This window comes from Janibacter indicus, assembly GCF_900176385.1.
GTDB classification, from domain to species: Bacteria; Actinomycetota; Actinomycetes; order Actinomycetales; family Dermatophilaceae; genus Janibacter; species Janibacter indicus.
On the sequence record NZ_FWXN01000003.1, the window covers coordinates 203,422 to 223,139 of the forward strand.

15 protein-coding genes and 1 pseudogene are annotated in these 19,718 nt (G+C 68.2%); 11 read left to right on the top strand and 5 right to left on the bottom strand.

The features are described 5' to 3' along the window. Positions 1 to 76: 76 nt before the first annotated feature. Positions 77 to 1,285 carry a DNA recombination protein RmuC gene (locus tag B9B60_RS04620; protein ID WP_084450049.1) on the bottom strand — a complete coding sequence of 403 codons (1,209 nt, stop codon included), beginning with the start codon at positions 1,283 to 1,285 and terminating at the stop codon, positions 77 to 79. Positions 1,286 to 1,338: 53 nt separating this feature from the next. Then, on the bottom strand, positions 1,339 to 3,081 hold the full coding sequence (locus tag B9B60_RS04625) for an HNH endonuclease signature motif containing protein (RefSeq protein ID WP_234993752.1): 1,743 nt from the start codon (positions 3,079 to 3,081) through the stop codon (positions 1,339 to 1,341). A 112-nt stretch (positions 3,082 to 3,193) separates the two neighbouring features. On the opposite strand from B9B60_RS04625, the gene B9B60_RS04630 reads away from it, so the two are divergent. From B9B60_RS04630 to B9B60_RS04655, 8 genes and pseudogenes are all read left to right on the top strand, one after another. Then, positions 3,194 to 3,748, top strand: a complete 555-nt coding sequence (locus B9B60_RS04630; protein ID WP_327078568.1) for an NUDIX domain-containing protein — start codon at positions 3,194 to 3,196, stop codon at positions 3,746 to 3,748. Next, complete coding sequence (locus tag B9B60_RS04635; protein WP_084450052.1) at positions 3,745 to 4,056, top strand: hypothetical protein; 312 nt, start codon at positions 3,745 to 3,747, stop codon at positions 4,054 to 4,056. The genes B9B60_RS04630 and B9B60_RS04635 overlap by 4 nt, the downstream gene beginning before the upstream one ends. 12 nt (positions 4,057 to 4,068) lie before the next feature. Continuing rightward, entirely contained in the window at positions 4,069 to 5,154 is a 1,086-nt protein-coding gene (ychF, locus tag B9B60_RS04640; protein WP_084450053.1) for a redox-regulated ATPase YchF, read from the top strand. Positions 5,155 to 5,589: 435 nt separating this feature from the next. After that, the gene (locus B9B60_RS17105) at positions 5,590 to 5,727 is read left to right on the top strand and encodes a hypothetical protein (protein WP_159451151.1); all 138 of its coding nucleotides are present in this window, start codon (positions 5,590 to 5,592) and stop codon (positions 5,725 to 5,727) included. A gap of 616 nt (positions 5,728 to 6,343) precedes the next feature. Beyond that, a complete protein-coding gene (locus tag B9B60_RS04645) occupies positions 6,344 to 12,661 on the top strand; it encodes a hypothetical protein (RefSeq protein WP_143445429.1) in 6,318 nt (2,105 codons plus the stop codon). Further along, positions 12,651 to 13,448, top strand: a complete 798-nt coding sequence (locus B9B60_RS16810) for a hypothetical protein (protein ID WP_143445430.1) — start codon at positions 12,651 to 12,653, stop codon at positions 13,446 to 13,448. The genes B9B60_RS04645 and B9B60_RS16810 overlap by 11 nt, the downstream gene beginning before the upstream one ends. 243 nt (positions 13,449 to 13,691) lie before the next feature. After that, a pseudogene (locus B9B60_RS04650) lies at positions 13,692 to 13,784 on the top strand (DUF933 domain-containing protein); the annotation flags it as partial. 162 nt (positions 13,785 to 13,946) lie between these two features. Further along, complete coding sequence (locus B9B60_RS04655) at positions 13,947 to 14,813, top strand: AraC family transcriptional regulator (protein WP_084450147.1); 867 nt, start codon at positions 13,947 to 13,949, stop codon at positions 14,811 to 14,813. A 55-nt stretch (positions 14,814 to 14,868) separates the two neighbouring features. Here B9B60_RS04655 and B9B60_RS04660 read toward each other — a convergent pair whose 3' ends face one another. Beyond that, positions 14,869 to 15,471: a histone deacetylase gene (locus B9B60_RS04660; protein WP_084450055.1), complete on the bottom strand. Its 603-nt coding sequence runs from the start codon at positions 15,469 to 15,471 to the stop codon at positions 14,869 to 14,871. Positions 15,472 to 15,561: 90 nt separating this feature from the next. On the opposite strand from B9B60_RS04660, the gene B9B60_RS04665 reads away from it, so the two are divergent. The 3 genes from B9B60_RS04665 (at position 15,562) to B9B60_RS04675 (ending at position 18,337) form a co-directional block, all read left to right on the top strand. Beyond that, positions 15,562 to 16,401: a hypothetical protein gene (locus tag B9B60_RS04665; RefSeq protein ID WP_084450056.1), complete on the top strand. Its 840-nt coding sequence runs from the start codon at positions 15,562 to 15,564 to the stop codon at positions 16,399 to 16,401. Beyond that, positions 16,398 to 17,108, top strand: coding sequence for a hypothetical protein (locus B9B60_RS04670; RefSeq protein WP_084450057.1), 711 nt, complete (start codon positions 16,398 to 16,400; stop codon positions 17,106 to 17,108). The genes B9B60_RS04665 and B9B60_RS04670 overlap by 4 nt, the downstream gene beginning before the upstream one ends. 128 nt (positions 17,109 to 17,236) lie before the next feature. Beyond that, positions 17,237 to 18,337: a PQQ-dependent sugar dehydrogenase gene (locus B9B60_RS04675; RefSeq protein ID WP_084450058.1), complete on the top strand. Its 1,101-nt coding sequence runs from the start codon at positions 17,237 to 17,239 to the stop codon at positions 18,335 to 18,337. On the opposite strand, the gene B9B60_RS04680 is transcribed toward B9B60_RS04675, so the two are convergent. Beyond that, positions 18,324 to 18,938: a hypothetical protein gene (locus tag B9B60_RS04680; protein WP_084450059.1), complete on the bottom strand. Its 615-nt coding sequence runs from the start codon at positions 18,936 to 18,938 to the stop codon at positions 18,324 to 18,326. The genes B9B60_RS04675 and B9B60_RS04680 overlap by 14 nt on opposite strands. Then, positions 18,935 to 19,717 (bottom strand): alpha/beta fold hydrolase, encoded by a 783-nt coding sequence (locus B9B60_RS04685; protein WP_084450060.1) that lies wholly within the window; start codon positions 19,715 to 19,717, stop codon positions 18,935 to 18,937. Before B9B60_RS04685 ends, B9B60_RS04680 begins: the two co-directional genes overlap by 4 nt. Position 19,718 lies beyond the last annotated feature (1 nt).

Below are 19,718 nucleotides of genomic sequence, written 5' to 3' on the forward strand. Positions count from 1 at the left end.
CTAGGGAAATGCGGGCGAAGGGGAGGAGCTCAGTCCCGGCCCCAGGGCGTCACCCAGTCCGGGGTCGTGGGTGGCGTCATGACGCCTCCTCCTGATCCGTGCTGGTCCTGCGACCACCCTCCGACCGGCGCGGCGGCATGTCGACGTCCAGCTCGGGGCGGACGTCGGGCGCCGCGACGGCGTCGAGCAGCTCAGGCGCGGTGAGTGGGCGCGGGGCCACCGACACCGGCTCGACCTCGGCCAAGCCGTCGGTCGCGAGACCGAGCTCGTGCATGCGGCGGGCACTGACGAGCACCCGGCTCTCGAGCGACCCGACGAGCCGGTTGTAGTCGTCGACGGATCGCTGCAGCGAGCGGCCCATGCGGGTCGCGTGCTCCCCGAGCGTCGCCAGTCGGGCATAAAGCTCACGGCCGACCGACAGCAGCTCGCGGGCTTCGCTCGTCACCGTGTCCTGCTGCCACGCGAAGGCGACGGTGCGCAGGAGCGCGAGCAGGGTGCTCGGGGAGACGAGCACGACCCGCGCCGCCATGGCCTCCTCGTGCAGGCCGGGCACCCGCGCGAGGGCAGCCGCCAGCGTCGCGTCGGAGGGGACGAAGCACACGACCATCTCGGGCGAGGGGTCGAAGGCGGTCCAGTAGGCCTTGCCCGCCAGGGTGTCGACGTGCGCGCGCAGCGCTGCCGCGTGTCCCTCGAGCAGGCGGTCACGCTCACCGGGGTCGATGTAGTCGGCCTGCGCCTGCAGCCAGTGCGACATCGGCGCCTTGGCGTCGATGACGAGGTGCTTGCCGCCGGGCAGGTGCACCACGACGTCGGGGCGCACCGCACGGTCGTCGCGCGCGACGCCCTGGGCCTGCTCCTCGAAGTCCGTGCGCGCGAGCATCCCCGACACCTCGAGCACCCGTCGCAGCTGGACTTCGCCCCATGCCCCGCGCACCGACGAGATGCGCAGGGACGAGGCGAGCGACGAGGCCTCGTGGCCGACCCGGGTCGTCGTCTGCTCGACGCGACCCAGCGCTTCGCGCACCGACGCGAACTGGTCGACCCGGTCGCGCTCGAGCTCGTCGACCTTGCGCGAGACCCGCTGCAGCACCTCGCCCATGGGGGCGAGAGCCGCAGCCGTGCGGGAGTCGTCATCGTGGACCGCTGCGATCTCGTCGATCCGCTCGCGCAGCCCGTCGCGCTCTGCTCGCAGGCCGGCCACCTCTGCGCGCCCGGTCAGCCACACGAGCAGACCGCCGACGACGAGGCCGAGGAGCAGTCCCGTGATGAGGGTCGTGATGTCCATGGCCCCAGCCAACCAGCGACCCCTGACAGCCGTGGGACGTCGGCTGCAGCCGATCAGAAGGGCGGCGCGCCCTCCTCGGCCGCGTTGGTCCCCGCCAGCGGGGACGAGTCCTGCGTGACGGCCGCGTTGGTCCCCACGGGTGGGGACGAAGAGGAGGCGGGGCTCCCTTCGTCGGGCTCGTCGGTCCCCGTCAGCGGGGACGACGCATCCTCCCCTTCGTCCACCGCGTGCACCGGGAAGGTGAAGGCGACGACCCCGCCGGGCGTGACCCACTCGGTCGAGCCGTCCTCGCGCAGCCGGTGGCTCCAGCGTGTGGAGTGCTTGACCCGGTGGTGGTGCCGGCACAGGTCCGAGAGGTTGGCCGGGCTCGTCTCGCCCTGCGGCCAGGGGGTCGCATGATCGACGTCGGCGGCCCAGCCGAGCCGCCGCGACTCGACGGGGCGCTCGCAGCCCCACATGCGACAGGTGCCGTCACGCGTGGCGACGAACTCGCGCTGCGCCCGCGGGATCGCGTAGCTCGACGTCGACGTCTCGAGCAGGGTGCCGGTGCGCGCATCGAGCATCGCGCGCCCGACCCGGGTGTCGAGACGCGCGACGATCGCCGCGACGACGTCGGGCGGGACGAAGCCGACGCCCGGGATCGTCGTCCCGGACACCCACCGGTCGCCACCACCGACCCGCACCTGGGTCGTCACGTCGTCGCTCATCCACTCCTCGCCGAGGACGTCGACCTGGTCGGGCCCCTCGCCGGTGACGAGCCGCAGGTGAGCGTGCTGGGGCTCGGCACAGGTCAGGCCCTCCTCGAGCATGTCCTCGAAGAGCACGTCCCGCTCACCGCGGCACACCGGGCAGCTCGGGTCGACGACGGGTGCGAAGGTCAGCCGGGAGACCGCAGACGCGATGACCGGCACCCCGAGCCGCACCTCGGCGGTGACCTCGCTGCCGCAGAGCACGAGGTCGGCCAGACCCATCGCCCGGGCCGTGCCGATCGGCATATCGGGGTCGTCGGCGCGCCACCGCTGACCGGCGGCGTCGACCGCCGCCTTGATCGCCGCGCCCACCTCGCTCGGCAGCACCGCCGTAAGCCAGGTCGTGCCGACGGCACCGGCCTCGGTGCGCACGTCGAGCTTGGCGGCGCGGTTGGCGTCGGCCCGGGCCTGCATGAGGTCGGGCTCGAGGCGCGTGATGAGGCGCCGGCAGGTCTTGGCGACCTCGTGTGGCTCCATGTCGATGATCCGGATCGAGCCCGGCGCCCCGCGACGCTCGCCGAGCAGGTGCTCGACGATGGCCGCGGTCGTCTCGGGCGCGGTGTCGCTCGTGTGCTTGTGCACCTGCTCGAGGGCCCGGCGCCCGAGCCGGCCCTCGGCGACGAGTCCCGCCAGCGCGGCCAGGTCGGTCGCGGCTCGGGAGGCGACGGCGCACCGTCGGCTCGCCTCGGTGGGACCGATGCCGGTGGCGACGGCCACCGCGTCGGGAGCCATCTCGGCGACTGTGCCCTCCGGCAACCGCACCTCGCGGTAGCGCCCGTCCGGCCCGCGCTCCTCGCCCCGGCGCCCGACCTCGGCGACGAGCACGAGCTCGAGGCCGTCGACGGCTCGCCGCACCGCCTCGGTCGCGACGAGCGCCCGCTCCAGCTGCCCGTCGTCGAGGCCGGGAGCGCCACGCAGCGCTCGGTCGCGGGCCGTCGTCACCGCCCCCAGCACTCCGTCGAGCCACCGATCCGGGTCCGGATCACCTGGACCAGTCCGCGACCTCGCCTCGCCGAGCGCCTCGGCCTTCACCGTGCCCATCTGCATGACCGTCACGTCATCCCCCTTCGTCATCGTCGACGACCCATGACCCATGCTCTCGTCGACCACCGACAACGCTGCGGGCGAAGGGAGATCGCCCCCGGGTAGCCTCGTGGCCATGACGAGCCAGGAGCCCACCGAGGACGAGGTCAAGGCCGCGACGACCCGGCCCAACCTCGCGACGGAGGCCGGCCGGCTCGCCTTCATCAAGGTGCTCAACGCCCGCCTGCCCAAGAAGCGCCTCATCGCCCAGGGGCTGCTGCGCAGCGAGGACGGGCGCATCGCCCTGTGCGAGCTGGTCTACAAGCGCGACCAGGACCTGCCCGGCGGCATCGTCGACCCGGGGGAGTCACCGGCCGACTGCGTCGTCCGTGAGGTCCGCGAGGAGCTGGGCCTCGAGGTCACCGTCCGCGGCATGCTCGCGGTCAACTGGCTGCCGCCCTATCGCGGGTGGGACGACGCGCTGCTGTGCCTCTTCGACCTCGGGACGGTGCCGGAGTCCTTCCTCGACGACGCGGTCCTGCAGGCCCGCGAGATCAAGGCGGTCCACTGGGTCGACGTCGCCACAGTCGGCGAGCGGGTCGCGCCCTACACCGCTGCGATGATCGCCGAGGCGGTCGCGGCCGACGCCACGCTCTACCTCGAGAACTCCACCGATCGAGTCGACCCGTGAGCGACCCCCTCGACGACCTCGAGCTGCCCCGCCGCCAGCCGACGAGCCGGACCCTCCTGTGGTCGCTGTGGGGTCGCGAGACGGTCAAGGACCTCGTGCTGCTGCTGGCCGCGCTGCCCGCTGCCTGCACCCTCCTCCTCGTCCCCGTCGTCGCCACCTCGGGTGGCTCGTGGCCGCGCCTGCTCGGTCTGCTCGTGCTCTTCGTCGCGCTCTGGCGGCTCGTGCGGGTGCTGCTGCGGCGCTGGGTCGCCGCCGGCGACGCCCGCGGCAGGGCCGACGAGGCCGGGGTTCCCCCTTCGCGCGGTTAGACTCCTGTCCCCGTGGCACTCTCCATCGGAATCGTCGGTCTCCCCAACGTCGGCAAGTCGACGATGTTCAACGCACTGACCAAGAACAACGTTCTCGCCGCGAACTACCCCTTCGCGACCATCGAGCCCAATGTCGGCGTCGTCCCGCTGCCGGACGCGCGGCTGGGCCGGCTCGCCGAGATCTTCGGCAGCGAGAAGATCCTGCCCGCGACGGTCTCCTTCGTCGACATCGCCGGCATCGTCCGTGGTGCGAGCGAAGGGGAGGGGCTGGGCAACAAGTTCCTCGCCAACATCCGTGAGTCCGACGCGATCTGCCAGGTGGTGCGCGCCTTCGTCGACGACGACGTGACGCATGTCGACGGCAAGATCGACCCCGCCTCCGACATGGAGACCATCAACACCGAGCTCGTGCTCGCCGACCTGCAGACCCTCGAGTCCGCGATCCCGCGGATGGAGAAGGAGGTCGAGGGCAAGAAGACCGACAAGGACGTCCTCGACACGGCGCTCGCCGCCCGCGGAGTCCTCGAGGCCGGCGACACCCTCTTCGCGAAGGGGGCCGCGGCCGGGGTCGACATGACCATCGCCTCCCAGCTCGGGCTGCTCACGACCAAGCCCTTCCTCTACGTCTTCAACGTCGACGAGGACCAGCTGACCGACACCGACCTGCAGGCCCAGTGGCAGGCGCTCGTCGAGCCGGCCGAGGCGATCTTCTTGAACGCCAAGCTCGAGTCCGAGGTCGCCGAGCTCGACGACGAGGACGCCCGCGAGCTGCTCGAGGGTGTCGGCATCGACGAGCCGGGCCTGGACCAGCTGGCGCGCAAGGGCTTCAACACCCTCGGTCTGCAGACCTACCTCACCGCCGGCCCCAAGGAGTCGCGCGCGTGGACGATCCACAAGGGCGACACCGCGCCCAAGGCCGCCGGCGTCATCCACACCGACTTCGAGCGCGGCTTCATCAAGGCCGAGGTCGTCTCCTTCGAGGACCTCGACACGCTCGGCTCGATGGCCGAGGCGAAGGCCGCCGGCAAGGTGCGCATGGAGGGCAAGGACTACGTCATGGCTGATGGTGACGTGGTGGAGTTCCGCTTCAACGTGTGAAGCCGCAGGTCAGCGGCGGGTTAGGCCTTCAAGTCGGTTCCTGTCCTCGGTGCGGCGTGGCGATCGTCAAGGCGCGGCCACGTCGGCCGGGGCGACGCAACGGGTGGTGCTCGTCGTCCCGTCCTAGGCGGCATCGGAGGAGTGAGCCGAATCAGGCCGCCATCGAGGAGTATCTAGATGAGTGTGCCAGCGCGACATGCGCTTGGTGACCGATCTGCACCGTCCTGACCGAGGTCGACGTACTGATAGCCCCGAGCACCTATTACGCAGCCCAGACCCGAGCGCCGTCGGCCCGTTCGATCGGCGATGCCACGGTCGACGCGCTGAGCACAGCGACCTACGAGGCCAACGTCGGTGTCTACGTGGACAGAAGGGTCTGGAACGCCCTGCGTCGGCAGGGGCCACTAGATCGCACGCTGCACCATCGAACGACGCATGCGAGCTCTGGGCCTGGCCGGCGCCGTACGCGGCAAGGTCAAGAAGCCCCACGATCGCGGCACGCGACGGGCAACCCGACACCCGCCCGACCTGCTCGAGTCCGCCTTCACCGCGACAGCCCCGATCGGGCGGTGACCTGCCGACAACGCCTCCGCATCCCTCTTCGGCCTCTACAAGACCGAGCTGCCCCCCCACCCCCCGGGGGTACCCGCGACGCTGTCCAACCGGCCACCGTCGAATGGGGCGACCGGTTCAACCACACCCGGCTCCAAGTTTGGTGCGACTACCGACCCCTAGCCGAGTACGCGACCCTGCAACGCCTCACCCGCACGACCTGGCCGAGAACCCTAGGAGGAGAACTCAGCCTCCACTGAAACCTGGGGCGGGTTCGCTGAGAGGGCCTTCACGCCCGACGGGCCGGCCAACCAACAGCGACCTGAACCCACCGAGCCTCCTTCAGACGGTGGCCCGGCCCCCTGTGCGCGCCTGCCATGCACGGGAGGCGGGCCCGTCCCCTTCTCCGCCTATGCTGATAGCCCGAAGAAGGCGCTGGCTCTAACTGACTAGAGCAAGACGGGGTGGTGACTGGAACTGTGCGACACGTCCTCGGCTATCGGCTACGTTCGACGCACAAATGACTTCGCCGGCAGACATCCGTCCGAGTAGGGACGGCGACCAGTTCCACTACACGTGGGCAGCGCGCCAGGCGCTACGTCTGTTGGACAGCTCCACCGGATTGCACGCTCTTTACGTGGAAGCGGTCGATCCAAGCGAGCACCGAACGAGGGCTGAGCCAGACCCGAGCAACAACGTCGCATGGCCTAGGTCCGAGGACCGTTCCTCGGCAAGTACGGGTGACGAGGTGATCGACCTCGCCGAGTACTGGGGCTCCAGTGACATCGACGACGCTGACCAAGTCATCTACCGACAGTTCAAGCACTCGACCGCGCGCGCGGACGAGCCTTGGACATTCTCATACCTGACTAAGACCCTCGCCGGCTTCGCAAAAAAATTCCGCTCGCTTCTGGTCGACCATCCGGAGGCTCTGCGCCGAATCCGGTTCGAGTTCATTACCAACCGCCCGGTCAGTGAATCAGCCCTAGCGATACTCGATGACCTAAGAAAGGGCCGGGCGTCCACCGCCGCTGACCCGGTCCGCCAGAGGCTGGCTGAATTTCTGGACGACGCCCACATCGCTGACCTCGCCAACGCCCTAGAGATCGACCGTCGGGCCCCCGCACTACTGAGGCAGCGTCAGCTCTTGGAGACCCAGGTTGCTGGGCTGCTCCCTGGCGCACCAGGGGACCAAGCGCTATTGCTGAAAGAGATGATCTCCAGCCGGGCGACGTCTATCTCGGGCGCCCAGCCCGCGGTCTTCCGCGAAGACGTTTTGGCTGCACTAAAGACCTCAGATGATCAACTCCTGCCTGCCCCGAACCTCGTCCATAGTCCTGCCACTCCTCTCACCAGACGCCAGTTCACCCAGATCGCCGACTTCGTATGCGCCGCTCAAGGAAGGCCCGTCGTGATTCACGGCCCGGGCGGAGTGGGCAAGAGCCTCTTGTCGATGGCGCTCCTTGACGTGGGTCCGACCGGCAGCGAAGCAGTTGTCTACGACTGCTTCGGGAATGGCTCGTACAGGCGTCCAAGTGGAGCGCGTCATCAGGCCAAACAAGCCCTTGTGCAACTGTCTAACGAGCTCGCTTCGCGAGCCCTGTGCGACCCGCTAGTCCCGTCGGCCACTGCAGACGACACGGACTACGCGCGCGCCTTCCTCCGACGGCTCGAGAACGCCGCCACGACTCTCGCATCCACGTCACCAGACGCTCTCGTTATTCTGGTGATCGACGCGGCCGACAACGCCGCGATGATGGCGGCCGAGGTAGGGGACCGCCCATTCGTCACAGGACTGCTGCGCGAACAACTCCCCCCAAACGTAAGGCTGGTCGTCACGTGTCGCACCGAGAGGCGCGACCGACTGGACCTACCGCCGGACCACCTGGACATTCCGCTTGAGGGTTTCGACCCAGATGAGACCCACGCACACTTGGAGCAAGCCTTCCCGGGCGTCGCCGCGGCAGACGCCGCCGAGTTCCACTCGCGCACGAGCCATAACCCACGGGTCCAAGCCACCGTGCTTCAGGCGACTGGCACCATCCAAGAAGCGCTGGACTGGCTGTCCCCCAATCCTGTTTCAGCCGCCGCTGCCCTCGACTCAATTATCGAACGTCAGATAGCCGAGGTGCGCGACACCCACCACAGCGGCGCTGCCGAGATCGACCAGATCTGCATCGGTCTTGCAGCACTGCGACCGATGATCCCCATCCGCGTCCTCGCCGAACTGTCAGGTATCGAGGAGTCCTTGGTTCTCAGTTTCGTCACAGACTTGGGCCGGCCGCTGCTGATCGACAGCGGGACGGTCCAGTTCCGAGACGAACCCACCGAGACCTGGTTCCGTGAGCGCTACCGCCCCGCGGGCGCAAAGCTGGATGAGTTCCTAGCGCGACTCACGCCGATCGCTGACAGCGACGCCTACGTCGCTGCGTCACTCCCCGCCCTCCTCTTTGAGGCGAACCGCTTCGATGACCTGGTGAAACTCGCCCTCTCAGACAGGGCATTACCCGACAACACACTTTCCCCAGACCGACGCAATGAGCTGCAGCGGCGAGAGATCTCACAGCAGAGGACGCAGTTCGCGCTCAGTGCCGCTCTGCGCGGAGACCACGACTTCGCCGCGACTCAACTCGCCCTACGTCTCGGCGAGCTCACCGCGGGAAGGGCCAGGCGACTCAAACTCGTCCGCGACAATACGGACCTCGCTGCCCGATTCCTCGACGCCCATGTATTGGAGCAACTTGTCGCAACGCGCGCTATCACGGGCAAGTGGCCGAGCTCCAACCTTCTGTACGAAGGCGCTCTACTTGCTGGCGCACCAGGTCAATCCGACCAAGCAAGGAACCGCCTCCGAAGCGCTGCAACCTGGGTCCGGACCTGGACCCAGCAAGCTGCAAGAGACGACGAACGCTCGAACGTGAGCGACCAGGACGTCCTGCAGATCGCCTGGGGGTTGCTAAACACCGACGGCGCCACTGCATGTATCGACTACCTTCTCCGCTGGAAGCCGCGAACACTCGCGTTCGACGTCGGCGTGCTCGTGGCGCGGCGTCTCGCTGACGCTGGCCGCGTGGCCGACCTGGAGTTACTAGCCCTGAATGCCCGAGGGAAGCACGCGAAGTTCGCCATCGCCCAGGTATGCGCCGAGCGAAACCTGGTCATGACACCAGAGATCGTCAAGCACCTGCTCAAGCCTGCGTTGAAAAGGTCAAAGGCAGTCCGGCCGAGCCGACGAGCCGACGAGCAGTGGGGTTCGCCCTTGAACGAGCTTGTGCACGAGGGCCTGACCGCCATCGTCTGGCTACTTACCCGAGCTCTGGCCTTGCAGGCAATCTCGAAAGACGAAGCCCTCCGCGTCCTAAACTTCTACCTACCCGAAAACATGGGTCACCGAACCGGCGAGTGGCACCATCGCGACCTATGGTCGCCGATTTTGGGGTTCGCGCTAAGAACCAGGCTGGAAGGGCGCGACCTCGTCGCCACTGAGATTGAGGGCCCAAAGGTCACCCAAGCCCGAGAACGCGAGCGCTACGAATCATCGAGGTCGCTGCGCGCCTACCGAGCCAACGTCGAGCCCCTAGTGGGGTGGGCGAACCTGTGGACAGCGCTGCAACTCGAGCCCAGCCAGGCGATGCTGTCTGAGTTCCGCGACAAGGCGACCACGTTCTTGAGCCGCGAAGGCAGGCACCGGTTCCACGATGAAGAGACCGATCAAGTCTACTTGAACATCACAACTTCAGTGATCGTCAGCGTTCTGGCGCAACACCCCACAATTGTCGAGAGCGCCAATATCACCGCATTCTGTGAACGTAACCGACAAAGCCTTTGGCGCTCGACGATGATCCTGCTCGTCCAGCGAGCGGCTGCGTCGGACGAGCTGAGCGGTGTGACGGCCGAGCTTGCTAGGCAGGTGCACGATGAGCTGCTGGTGGCCCGAGAGGACGCACACGAGAAGGCCAAGGACCTGGTGTCGCTCGCGCGGGCCACCTATGCCGCATCGCAAGATGAGGCCGAGGTGCATTTCCAAGCAGCGCTGGACATTGCCAACGCGATCGGTGACGACGCCTGGTCACGATTCGCCGCGTTCCTCGACATCGCTCAGTTCGCGGGCGAGACCAGCGATGAGGAATCCGGTCGCGCGTACCGATTGGGACAAATTTCGGAGAATCTAGAGGAGTATCTTGGCGATTCCCTCGACCACGCACGAGTCGTCCGGGTCGCCGCCGGGCTGAGCGTCTCCGAAACGCTCGCTTTGGTCTCACGCTGGCGTGACCGGCGAGTCGCTCCATTCACCCGTCTAGTCGAGCCGTTCTGCTCCGAACCGGTCAGCCTCCTCCAAGAGGACCCGGCTCTCGCCCTCGCCCTCCTGCCGTTCTGCGATCGTCACGCCGACGTCGTCACGCTCGCCGACGTACTTGAGTCGTCGACCTTGCCGCCAGAACCGGTCATCGTGGCGCTGCTCCGACAGTGGCGCGCTACACCTCCCCGAGGAGACGCCCTCGACCTTGCGCTCGGCCGTCTCGGAATCCCGAGGCGCACCATCGAAGACATCGACCCAACCCTCCTAACGGACTGGACGACCGCGCTCGACGCGACTGCAGCCCCGGCCGTCGATGCGCCTTCCACGCCCTTGAATTTCACGGATATCGACTTCAGTTCGGTCGAGGGCTGGGTTGCTGCACTGGACCGAGCACAACTAAGCCGGGACCGACATGCCCTCTTCGACCATGTGGAGTCGATTGGGTACCGGGCGCCGGTCCTTGAGGCGTTCGGCAGTTGCCCGGCTGTGGACGTATGGCACCTCGCGGAATTCCTAGAGCATCTGGAGTCCGCTTCCCTGTCGATGGGGGCACAAAGCGCCCTCGATGGCGCACTGACAGCCTTACTCGGCCGGTTGGGCTCCGACTACCTCTTGGTGCCCTATCGTTCCCTCGACGTCGCGAGGCTTCGAGCGATCACCGGGCATGCCACCGACTACGGCCTGGTGGCCAGCCGAGCGGTAGCGGACAAGCCGTCGTTCGAGCCAGAAGAGGCGTTCGCACTGGCTGCAAAGCTGACTTCGCGCCTGACTCGTGCGCAGCGCCTCATCATCTTCGACGCAGCGGCTGACCTGTTCAACGACACCGCGCCCGCGGACTCCTGCGATGGCAACCACCCCGCCGGCTTGACCGCGGACTGCGACGACGTGACAGCGGTTGCCTGCCTGGTTTGGACTGCGCTCGGCGACCCCGCCGCTGCGACACGATGGCGCGCAGCCCATGCAGTCCATCTTCTGCTTTCGGTCGAGGCGCCGAGGCTTGCCGAGCGGTTGTGCGAAGTCGCGCTTGGCACAGTCGATACGACTGCCTTCAGAGACAGGAGGCTGCCGTTCTACGACAGGCACGCAACCCAGTGGCTTCTCCTTGCTCTCTCGCGCGCATCGCTTGAGGCAAGCTCGCTGCCCAGCGTGGCAAAGTTTGCGCCGCTGTTCAGGCAAGTGTTGGAGGGCTCCCCACACGCGGTGATGAGCCCACTTGCTCGCGACGTCGTCCTTCGCCTGCGCGGTGCAGAGATCACACCGTACGAGCTAGTGGACTGGCAATCGGGCATCGAGTCAGTAGGTCGGCCCGTAGGAGTGATGCGGCGACCAAGGTGGCGCCGGAACGCCGTCAGATCGTTTGCTGAGTTGAACGAGCTAGTCCAACGCAACGACGGCACTGGCTCCCTCGATGTCGCTGCCGACGATGGGGGCCCGGAGGACGACCTCGACCCGCTCGAAGACGCACTGGACGAGGGGGAGGGCGCATTTAGCTTCTTCTTCGACTTCCGGTCCTACTGGTGCGAAGCCCTCGCCACAGCGTTCGGCTTGACCGACACTTCGATCGAGAAGCTCGTCAACGAGGTGCTCGTCGACCGGTGGCAGGTCACGTCCCGCGGTCGATCTAAAGATGACCCCAGACACGAACTGCGGCTATACCCACGGGATTCCTACTCACAAAAGTCCGAGTGGCCGTTGGAAGAGGACCTCGACTTCTACTTGGCCGTCCAAGGGCTATACGAGGTCGCTGGCAATCTCCTCAACCTTCTTCCGGTCGCCCAGACCTTCGACGAAGACGAGGTGACAGGAGAAACCGAGTACTCACGCTTCTTGGCGCATCACGTCCCCACGCGTGTCGACGGAAGGTGGCTGTCCGACCGAGCGGACTCGGTGCCCTCACATTCGACGGTCCCTCGGCAGTCGGGGGCACTCAGTGGGATGCGCTCTGACTGGGCTACCTGGCGGTTCGAGGTCAACGCCACAATGTTCCGTGAGGAGCTGCAGCCCAAGCCAGGCCGACTTTCGGTTTCCGCGTACAGGTCAACCCAGGATCGCGGCCGCAACGAGACGGTCCACGTGACCAGCGCCCTAGTGGCGCCAACCAGCGCCCGATCCCTTCTGAGAGCGTTGCAGACTGCTCCGGAATTCAGGGCCTTTCGCCTCCCGAATGCGTCCGACCGTGAGTTCTCATCGATGATCGCCGGGTTTGAGCTCAACGGGTGGATCGAAGAACACGGCTACTCAGAAGGTCTGGACTCGATGGACCCACTCGCTCGCGGTATACATTTTCCTCCCCAGCGACCCTCTTCGGCCGTGCGGGCACTTGCAGAACTCAGCCCCGACCCAGACATGCGCATCTGGCGAAACGCAGACGGGCACGTCGTCTTCACCTCGCATGTCTGGGACGAGTCCGACGGCGGCAGAGGCGTCCATGGCAGCTCCGGATACCAGCTGCTGATCGAACGGTCGAGTCTCTCCGCCCTCCTTCAGATGCTCGACCGATGGCTCATCGTGGAGGTGCAGATCAAGCGGCACGTCGACACAAGCGAGCGCCGCTTATACGGCGTTGAGACCGACGACCATGAGTGGATGCCCTACCTCGAGCCCTACACGAAGTACTTCTTGATTGACGGTGAAGGATACATTCATGACCAGTGAGAACGACCCTGTCCTTGAGCTCGGAATGAGCCTCGCCGACGCCCTCGACACAAGCGACATCATCGGACGATGGATGGCTCACCATCTCGCAGACCTCATCACCCGGTCCGAGGCTGACCCTAACGATCAAGACCTTTCGACTGAGACGCGCGAGGTCATCTTGAAATTTTGGGAACACAAGGCTGGTGGACGATTCAAAAGAACGCCTTTAGATCATGTGCAGCCCGTCTTCGCCGCCCTTGCACGGCTTGAGCCCGATCCGCCACCATGGGCACACTTCCGGGCACTCTCCCCCGACGGTCTGCCCTCGACCGACGACTTGGCACGCTCCTCCCTTCTCGCAGCCGCGTGCGATATGGACCGAGACTTCGGGCGCCTCGTGCGGCTGGCCGTCGCCCTCGCCGGCAAAGAGGCGCTAGATCGTGAAGAACCTTGGGTTGTTGCGGCAACGGCAGTTGCCGAAACGGAGGTAGACCACGCGCTGCAACAATTTCAGAAGTGGATCCATGCCAACCGCCGACACGCAGCGCTGCGGCACGACCTCGTTCCCCCCTGCGAGCTGCTCGAGCAAAGCAGTGAAGTGGCGAAGCACGCAAACTCGACCAGTGCGGATAAACACGGGCAACCGAGCTCAGATGATGAAGTGCTCAGCGTAGCTCTCAAGGCGATGATCTCTCAGTGCACGAAACTGCTCGAGCGCATGGATCACCTGATCGCTGCGCCCGACCCAGTGCCTGGGCCAATGACTTCAGTGGCCGTTGACGACACGAGCGAGGGCCGGGTGTAGTCGGTGCACTGAAACCGGATCTCACAAGGACCCAACAAGGCTCAATCAGTCCATCGACGAAACGCCGCAGGAGCGCAGCTCAATCTTCGCTCATGCGAACGAGGCGTCCTGATGACCGATGCCTGGTCGGTCGAGGGCAGACCAGTCTCCCGCCCTCAAGTAACCGGCCGAGGGGACTGTCAGAGTGTGCTCGGCGTGAGCCGTCCTCCTCGGTCGCGTTGGTGACCAGGTATCCCGTTGTGGGCGGCGTGCAGCGCCGCCGGCAAGGTGCGCATGGAGGGCAAGGACTACGTCATGGTCGATGGTGACGTGGTGGAGTTCCGCTTCAACGTGTGAGCTGACCCCACCCTGTGGATGCCCGTCGACCATCGTGGTCGGCGGGGCCCTCGCCTTCTCTCGGAGCATGCGGCTGTTGACGCGAACCCGACAGAATTGGACCGGAATGGTCGGGCGGGCGTCATGTCATCGGAACGAGAGTGGATGGCGAAGGGAGCCACCATGATCCAGATCCTCAATCGGCTGATCGATGAGATCGAGCGCCGCGTCGGCGAGGACATCGACATCGATGCGCTCGCCGCGTCGATGGGCACGACGGGCTATCACGCGCGTCGCATGTTCTCGTCGTTGGCGGGCATGCCTGTCTCCGAGTACGTGCGCCGGCGGCGGATGACTGTCGCGGCGGCGGATGTGGTCGGTGGTGAGGACCTGCTGACGATCGCCGTGCGGTACGGGTACGGATCCGTCGAGGCCCTCGGGCGCGCGTTCCGTTCCGTGCATGGCGTGAGCCATGGCGACGTTCGTCGTGATGGCGGCCCCCTTCGCACTCAACCCACCCTCAGGTTCCGCCTGACCGTCGAAGGGAGCGTCCCCATGGATGCCCGGATCATCGAACGACCCGCTTTCCGCTTGATCGGCCACGCCGCGCGTGTGCCGCTGGTCCACATTGGGGTCAACCCGCACATCCAGCAGCACATCGCGTCATTGCCGGCCGCGGAGCACCAGCGCCTCAAGGATCTCGGCAATTCGGATCCGAGCGGGATCCTCCAGGTGAGCGCTGACGTCGACCCCGACTATCGCGAGGGGAGCGATCTGACCTACCTGCACGGTGTCGCGGTCGAGGGCGACATCGAGATGCCGGGTGACCTCGACGTGATCGATCTCGAAGCGGGCGAGTGGGTCGTGTTCCGTACCTCGGGTCCGCACCCGGCGGCATTGCAGGAGGCGTACGCGGCCTCGGCATCGGAGTGGTTCCCGTCGAACCCGTGGCGGCTGCGTCCGGGGCCATCGATCGTGGCGGTTCTCGAGCACGCCGAGGACTTCAGCACGGCGACGTGCGAGTTGTGGTTCCCGATCGAACGCGGCTGAGTCGTGGCACCCGAAGCGGACAGTCCTTGCTCGTCCCCGCAGCCCCTGCCCGGGTCTACACGATCGGTTGATCGCGGGGCGCACGCGCCGCGAAGTACTCCTCGATCCGCTCCTCGTCCCACTGGTGCGCCTCGCGCAGTCCCTCGGCGAGCATCGCGAGGTAGGCCGGTCGGGGAGCGGTGTGCGGCACCGTGTCCATGCCGTGCGGTGCGGTGAAGGTGAGCATCGGCAGCCCCTCGTGCTCGCCCACCCGCACGATCGTCTCGTACCTGCCCGGTCCCGCGCTGTGGCGCTCGCCGGGCAGTCCTGTGCGCAGCACCTCCTCGAGCGGGTCGTCCTCGATCGCCGATCGGCGCATCTCCTGGTTGGCCACGTCGACGAACTGACCGATCGTCAGCAGGTAGGCCCGGGCCGCGGTCTCGCCGGGGGTGTCGTGGTCGTAGAAGGCGACCCCTCCGCCCCAGGTCTTCGACTCACCGGCGAAGTACAGGCTCCCCGGAAGGGTCACCGCGTGATCGGCCGTCGGCAAGGTCCGATCGCGCGCCCCGGCATAGGTCCTCGTCGATCCGGGCGGCGTGCCACCGGCGAGGTAGCAGCCAAGACGGCGGCGGGACATGTTGGAGCCATAGCTGACGTACCAGAGGTGCGAAGGGAGCATCCCTCCCATTATCGTCCGCGGCCTCCGACCGGAGACACCGGCCCCGCGATCGCACTCGACCGTCACGCGCTCTGCGGCACAATCGAGCCCGTGCCGCACCTGCTGGACATCGGATCCCGGAAGTTCTGGACGCTCACCGGTAGATCCGTCGACCTCGGCGGCGCCGAGAGCTGGCTCGACGGCCCCGTGAGCGGCTCGCCTCGGGTGGCCTCCGACTGGCTGGCAGCCGAGGCCGAGCGCCACGGCGGCTCGGTGGCCGACGCGGACCCGATTGCCGGTCTGCTGCCGTCGATGTCGCTCCTCGACGGCCCGGGCTTCGACGCGACCCGGCTGCACCCGGCGGTGCGTGACTTCTACGAGCACACGGCCTCGTGGCAGATGGAGGTCTGGTCGTCCTGGTCCCCGCTCTTCTGGCCGGGCGGGGAGCTCGTCGCCCGGCTGTGGGGGAGGAGGGTCGAGCAGCTGGCCCTGCCGATGCGCCCGCTCGACGTCGCCCACGGCATGGACAGCGTCGTGACCCCGATCCTCGACGGGCAGGGCGAGCAGGTCGCCGCCGCGTGGACCCGCGCCCTGCGCGCCACCGGCCGCACCGTCTTCAGCGGGGCCTACGCGACGCGGACCCTCCCCGGGGCCGACCGCCCGAGCGTGCACGTGACCTTTCCCCTCGAGTCGGGCAACCTCCAGGTCTTCCTGCGGCCCTCCATCGTCGACGGCGGTGGCTTCCTCCTCGAGTCGCTCGGTGGGCGGTTTGGCGAGGACGGCGCCTACGTCGTCGTCCGTGGGCCACGCAGCCACGCGGCCAAGGTGCCGTTGCGGGAGACCTTCCACATGTACCTCGACCCGCAGGGGGTGCTGCGCACCGATCACGTGCTGCGCATGTGGGACCGTCCCGCCCTTCGCCTGCACTACAAGCTGGAGCCAGCGGCATGATCCACAGCTTCCACCTGGCGCAGGTGCCCGCCCGCGTCGGAGCGGCAGTACTTCTGCGGCCGCCCACCCCGGCAACCGTCCTCGGTCTCGACCACCTCGAGTGCCTCTCCCTCATGCGGCTCGGGGCGCCCGTCGTCTCGCCCGAGCGGCTCCAGCTGACCCGACTGGCGGTCTTCGCCCAGTGGCGCGACGAGGATGCTCTCGTCCGCTTCCTCGAGCGTGACCCGCTGGGTCAGCGGCTCGAGACCGGCTGGCACGTGCGGCTGGAGTTCGTGCGGCGCTGGTCGACGATCGCGGCCTTCGACGGGCTGCCCGCCCGCACCGGCACCCTCGAGCAGGACGAGCCCGTCGTGGCGATCACGCTCGCCCGCATGAAGATCCCCGAGATCCCGCGGTTCCTCCACCACGGCCGCCCGGTCGAGCGTCTCGTCCGCGACCACCCGGGGGTGACGCTGGCCGCGGCGGCGCTGCGCCCGCCGCGGACGATCTCGACGTTTTCGATCTGGCGCAGCGTGCGCGAGATGGTCGAGCTGGTCCACGGCCGCTCCGAGGTGCCCGAGCCGGACCGGCACTCGGCAGCGATGCGCGAGCGGGAGCGGCGCGACTTCCACCACGAGTTCGCGACCTATCGATTCCGTCCGCTGTCCGAGCACGGCTCGTGGCTGGGGCGGTCGGACCTCGTGCCCTGGTCGGACCCGGCCAGCTGAGCCGGTCGCCGACCTCGAGCCGCGCGGTCGTTCCGTGGAAGAAGGGACCCTGCTCCGCCGACGCCGTCGGCCCCTGCTCCGTCGTCTCGTCCATGGCCTCACGCCAGGTCCGCCGGTAGCGTCAGGTCATGGACCGCCGGACAGCCCCCCGCGCCGCCACGCTCGTCGCGGCGGTGGCCCTGCTCGTCGGGTGCTCGGGGGAGGCGACGGACCGCGGCACCTCCGGGTCCGGCACGACGACGCCGGGCACACCCCCTTCGTCATCGTCCGGCAGCGCACCGACCGACGTCGTCACCGACCTCGACGCCCCGTGGTCCATCACGATCGACGACGAGACGACGCTCGTCAGCGAGCGCGACTCCGGCCGCGTCCTCGAGCTCACCGACGACGGCGGCACCCGGGAGGTCGGGGCCGTCGAGGGCGTCTCCGCGGGCGGCGAAGGGGGCCTGCTCGGCCTCGCCGTGCACGACGACTACCTCTACACCTACTTCACGAGCGCCGACGACAACCGCGTCGTGCGCCACGAGCTGACCGGCGAGCCGGGCTCGCTCGGGCTCGGCGACGCCGAGACGATCCTCGAGGGGATCCCGTCGGCGAGCTTCCACAACGGTGGCCGGATCGCCTTCGGGCCCGACGACATGCTCTACGTGACGACCGGTGACGCCGGCGAGACCGACCGCGCCCAGGACCCCGAGAGCCTCGCCGGCAAGATCCTGCGGCTGACGCCCGAGGGCGAGGTGCCCGAGGACAATCCCTTCGACGACTCGCTCGTCTGGACCCTCGGCCACCGCAACCCGCAGGGCATCGCCTGGGACGACGACGGGACGATGTATGCCAGCGAGTTCGGCCAGGACACGTGGGACGAGCTCAACGTCATCGAGGCCGGCGACAACTACGGCTGGCCGACCGTCGAGGGCACCGCCGACGACGACCGGTTCACCGACCCCGTGCAGCAGTGGTCGCCCGACGACGCGAGCCCGAGCGGCATCGCGATCGACGACGGCAGCATCTGGATCGCCAACCTGCGCGGCGAGCGGCTGCGCGAGGTGCCCCTCGACGACGTGACGACGTCCACCGAGCACCTCGTCGGCGAGCACGGGCGGCTGCGAGACGTGGCCGTCGCGACCGACGGCTCGCTGTGGGTGCTCACCAACAACACCGACGGTCGCGGCGATCCCGGCGATGGCGACGACCGCATCCTGCGCGTGGACGTCGTCAGGAAGGCCTGACGCCGCCGTAGCGGTGGTGCGCCGCGGCGAGGAGCTCGTAGAGGCGCCGCCGCCCACCGACGTACCCGGCTTCGAGGACGTACCCACCGGGCCCGAGGAGCCCGTAGCGGGGCGGGCGCCGACCCGCGGCCACCATGGCGCGGTCCCTGGCCTCGATCGCCGCCGGAGTCAGCACGTAGGTCACCGAGCGGGGGGCGAAGTGGTAGTAGGGGCCGGTCACCCTCTCGAAGCCGACGCGCTCGATGCCGGTCCACGGCACGTGGGAGCGGATGACGCCACCCGACGCCGTGGCCAGCCCCCCGTGGGTGACGACGAGGGCCTCACGGCGGTGGAGCCGCACCGCGATGACCACCGGCAGGAGGGCGCAGGCCACGACGGCGATGGTGCTGGCCCAGGTCACCGGATGCGCGAGCACCACGCCCATCCGGTCGCGGCGCAGTCCGTCGGCGACGGCGAAGACGAGCCAGGCGAGCAGCCCCGCTCCGACGAGCAGACCCAGCACGAGGAGGCCGATCGCGTAGCCGCGCGAGCGCGCGACACGCACCTGCCCGCCCGCGTCGAGCACGGCGATCGCCTGGTGCAGGGGTGGCGGGCCGCTCATCGCACGGTCCTCTCGACGTCGGCCATGAGCACCGCGGGCCAGCGGTCGACCTCGGCCCGGGTGCTCGCCACCTGCAGGGTCGCGCGGGGGAGCAGGTCGAGCAGGGCCCCGGCCGTCGACAGCGGGTGCGCCGGGTCGTCCGTCCAGGCGAGGATCGTCGTCGGCAGGTCGATCGAGCGCAGTGCCTTGCGGTCGGGCAGGTCGCTGCGGGCGGCTCCGCGGAAGACCCACGGCAGCAGGTCGGTCCGCACGTCGGGCACGGTGTCGGGTGCCCCGGCGGTCGCCGGCGGCGCCGGCGCCGCTGCCTGGGCTCGCAGCAGCAGCTCGAGACCATGGGCCTCGACAGCCTCGGCGGAGCGCTCGTAGTCGTGCGCCTTGGCCGCGCGGGTCTCCCAGGCCGTCGGCGGAACCATGAGAGTCAGCCCGCTGAAGCGCCCGGGGTCGAGCAGCGCCGCGTGCAGCAAGGTCGCGCAGCCCATCGACGGCCCGACCCCGTGCACGCGCTCGCCCGGGAACCACACGTCGAGCAGGGCGAGCAGATCCTGGGCGAGCCGGGGCCACCGGTAGTCGTCGGCCACCGGCCGGCCCGTCGACCGACCGTGCCCGCGGGCGTCGTAGCGCAGCAGCCGGGTACCGCTCAGGCCGCGACCGAGGTCGAGGTCGAGGACCCGGTCGCGCTCCAGGCTGGAGGTCAGGCCGTGGAGCTGGACGACGGGGTGGCCCCCTTCGTCGCTGTACTCCAGCCTCAGCCGCGCACCGGGGACGTCGACGCTGGTCACG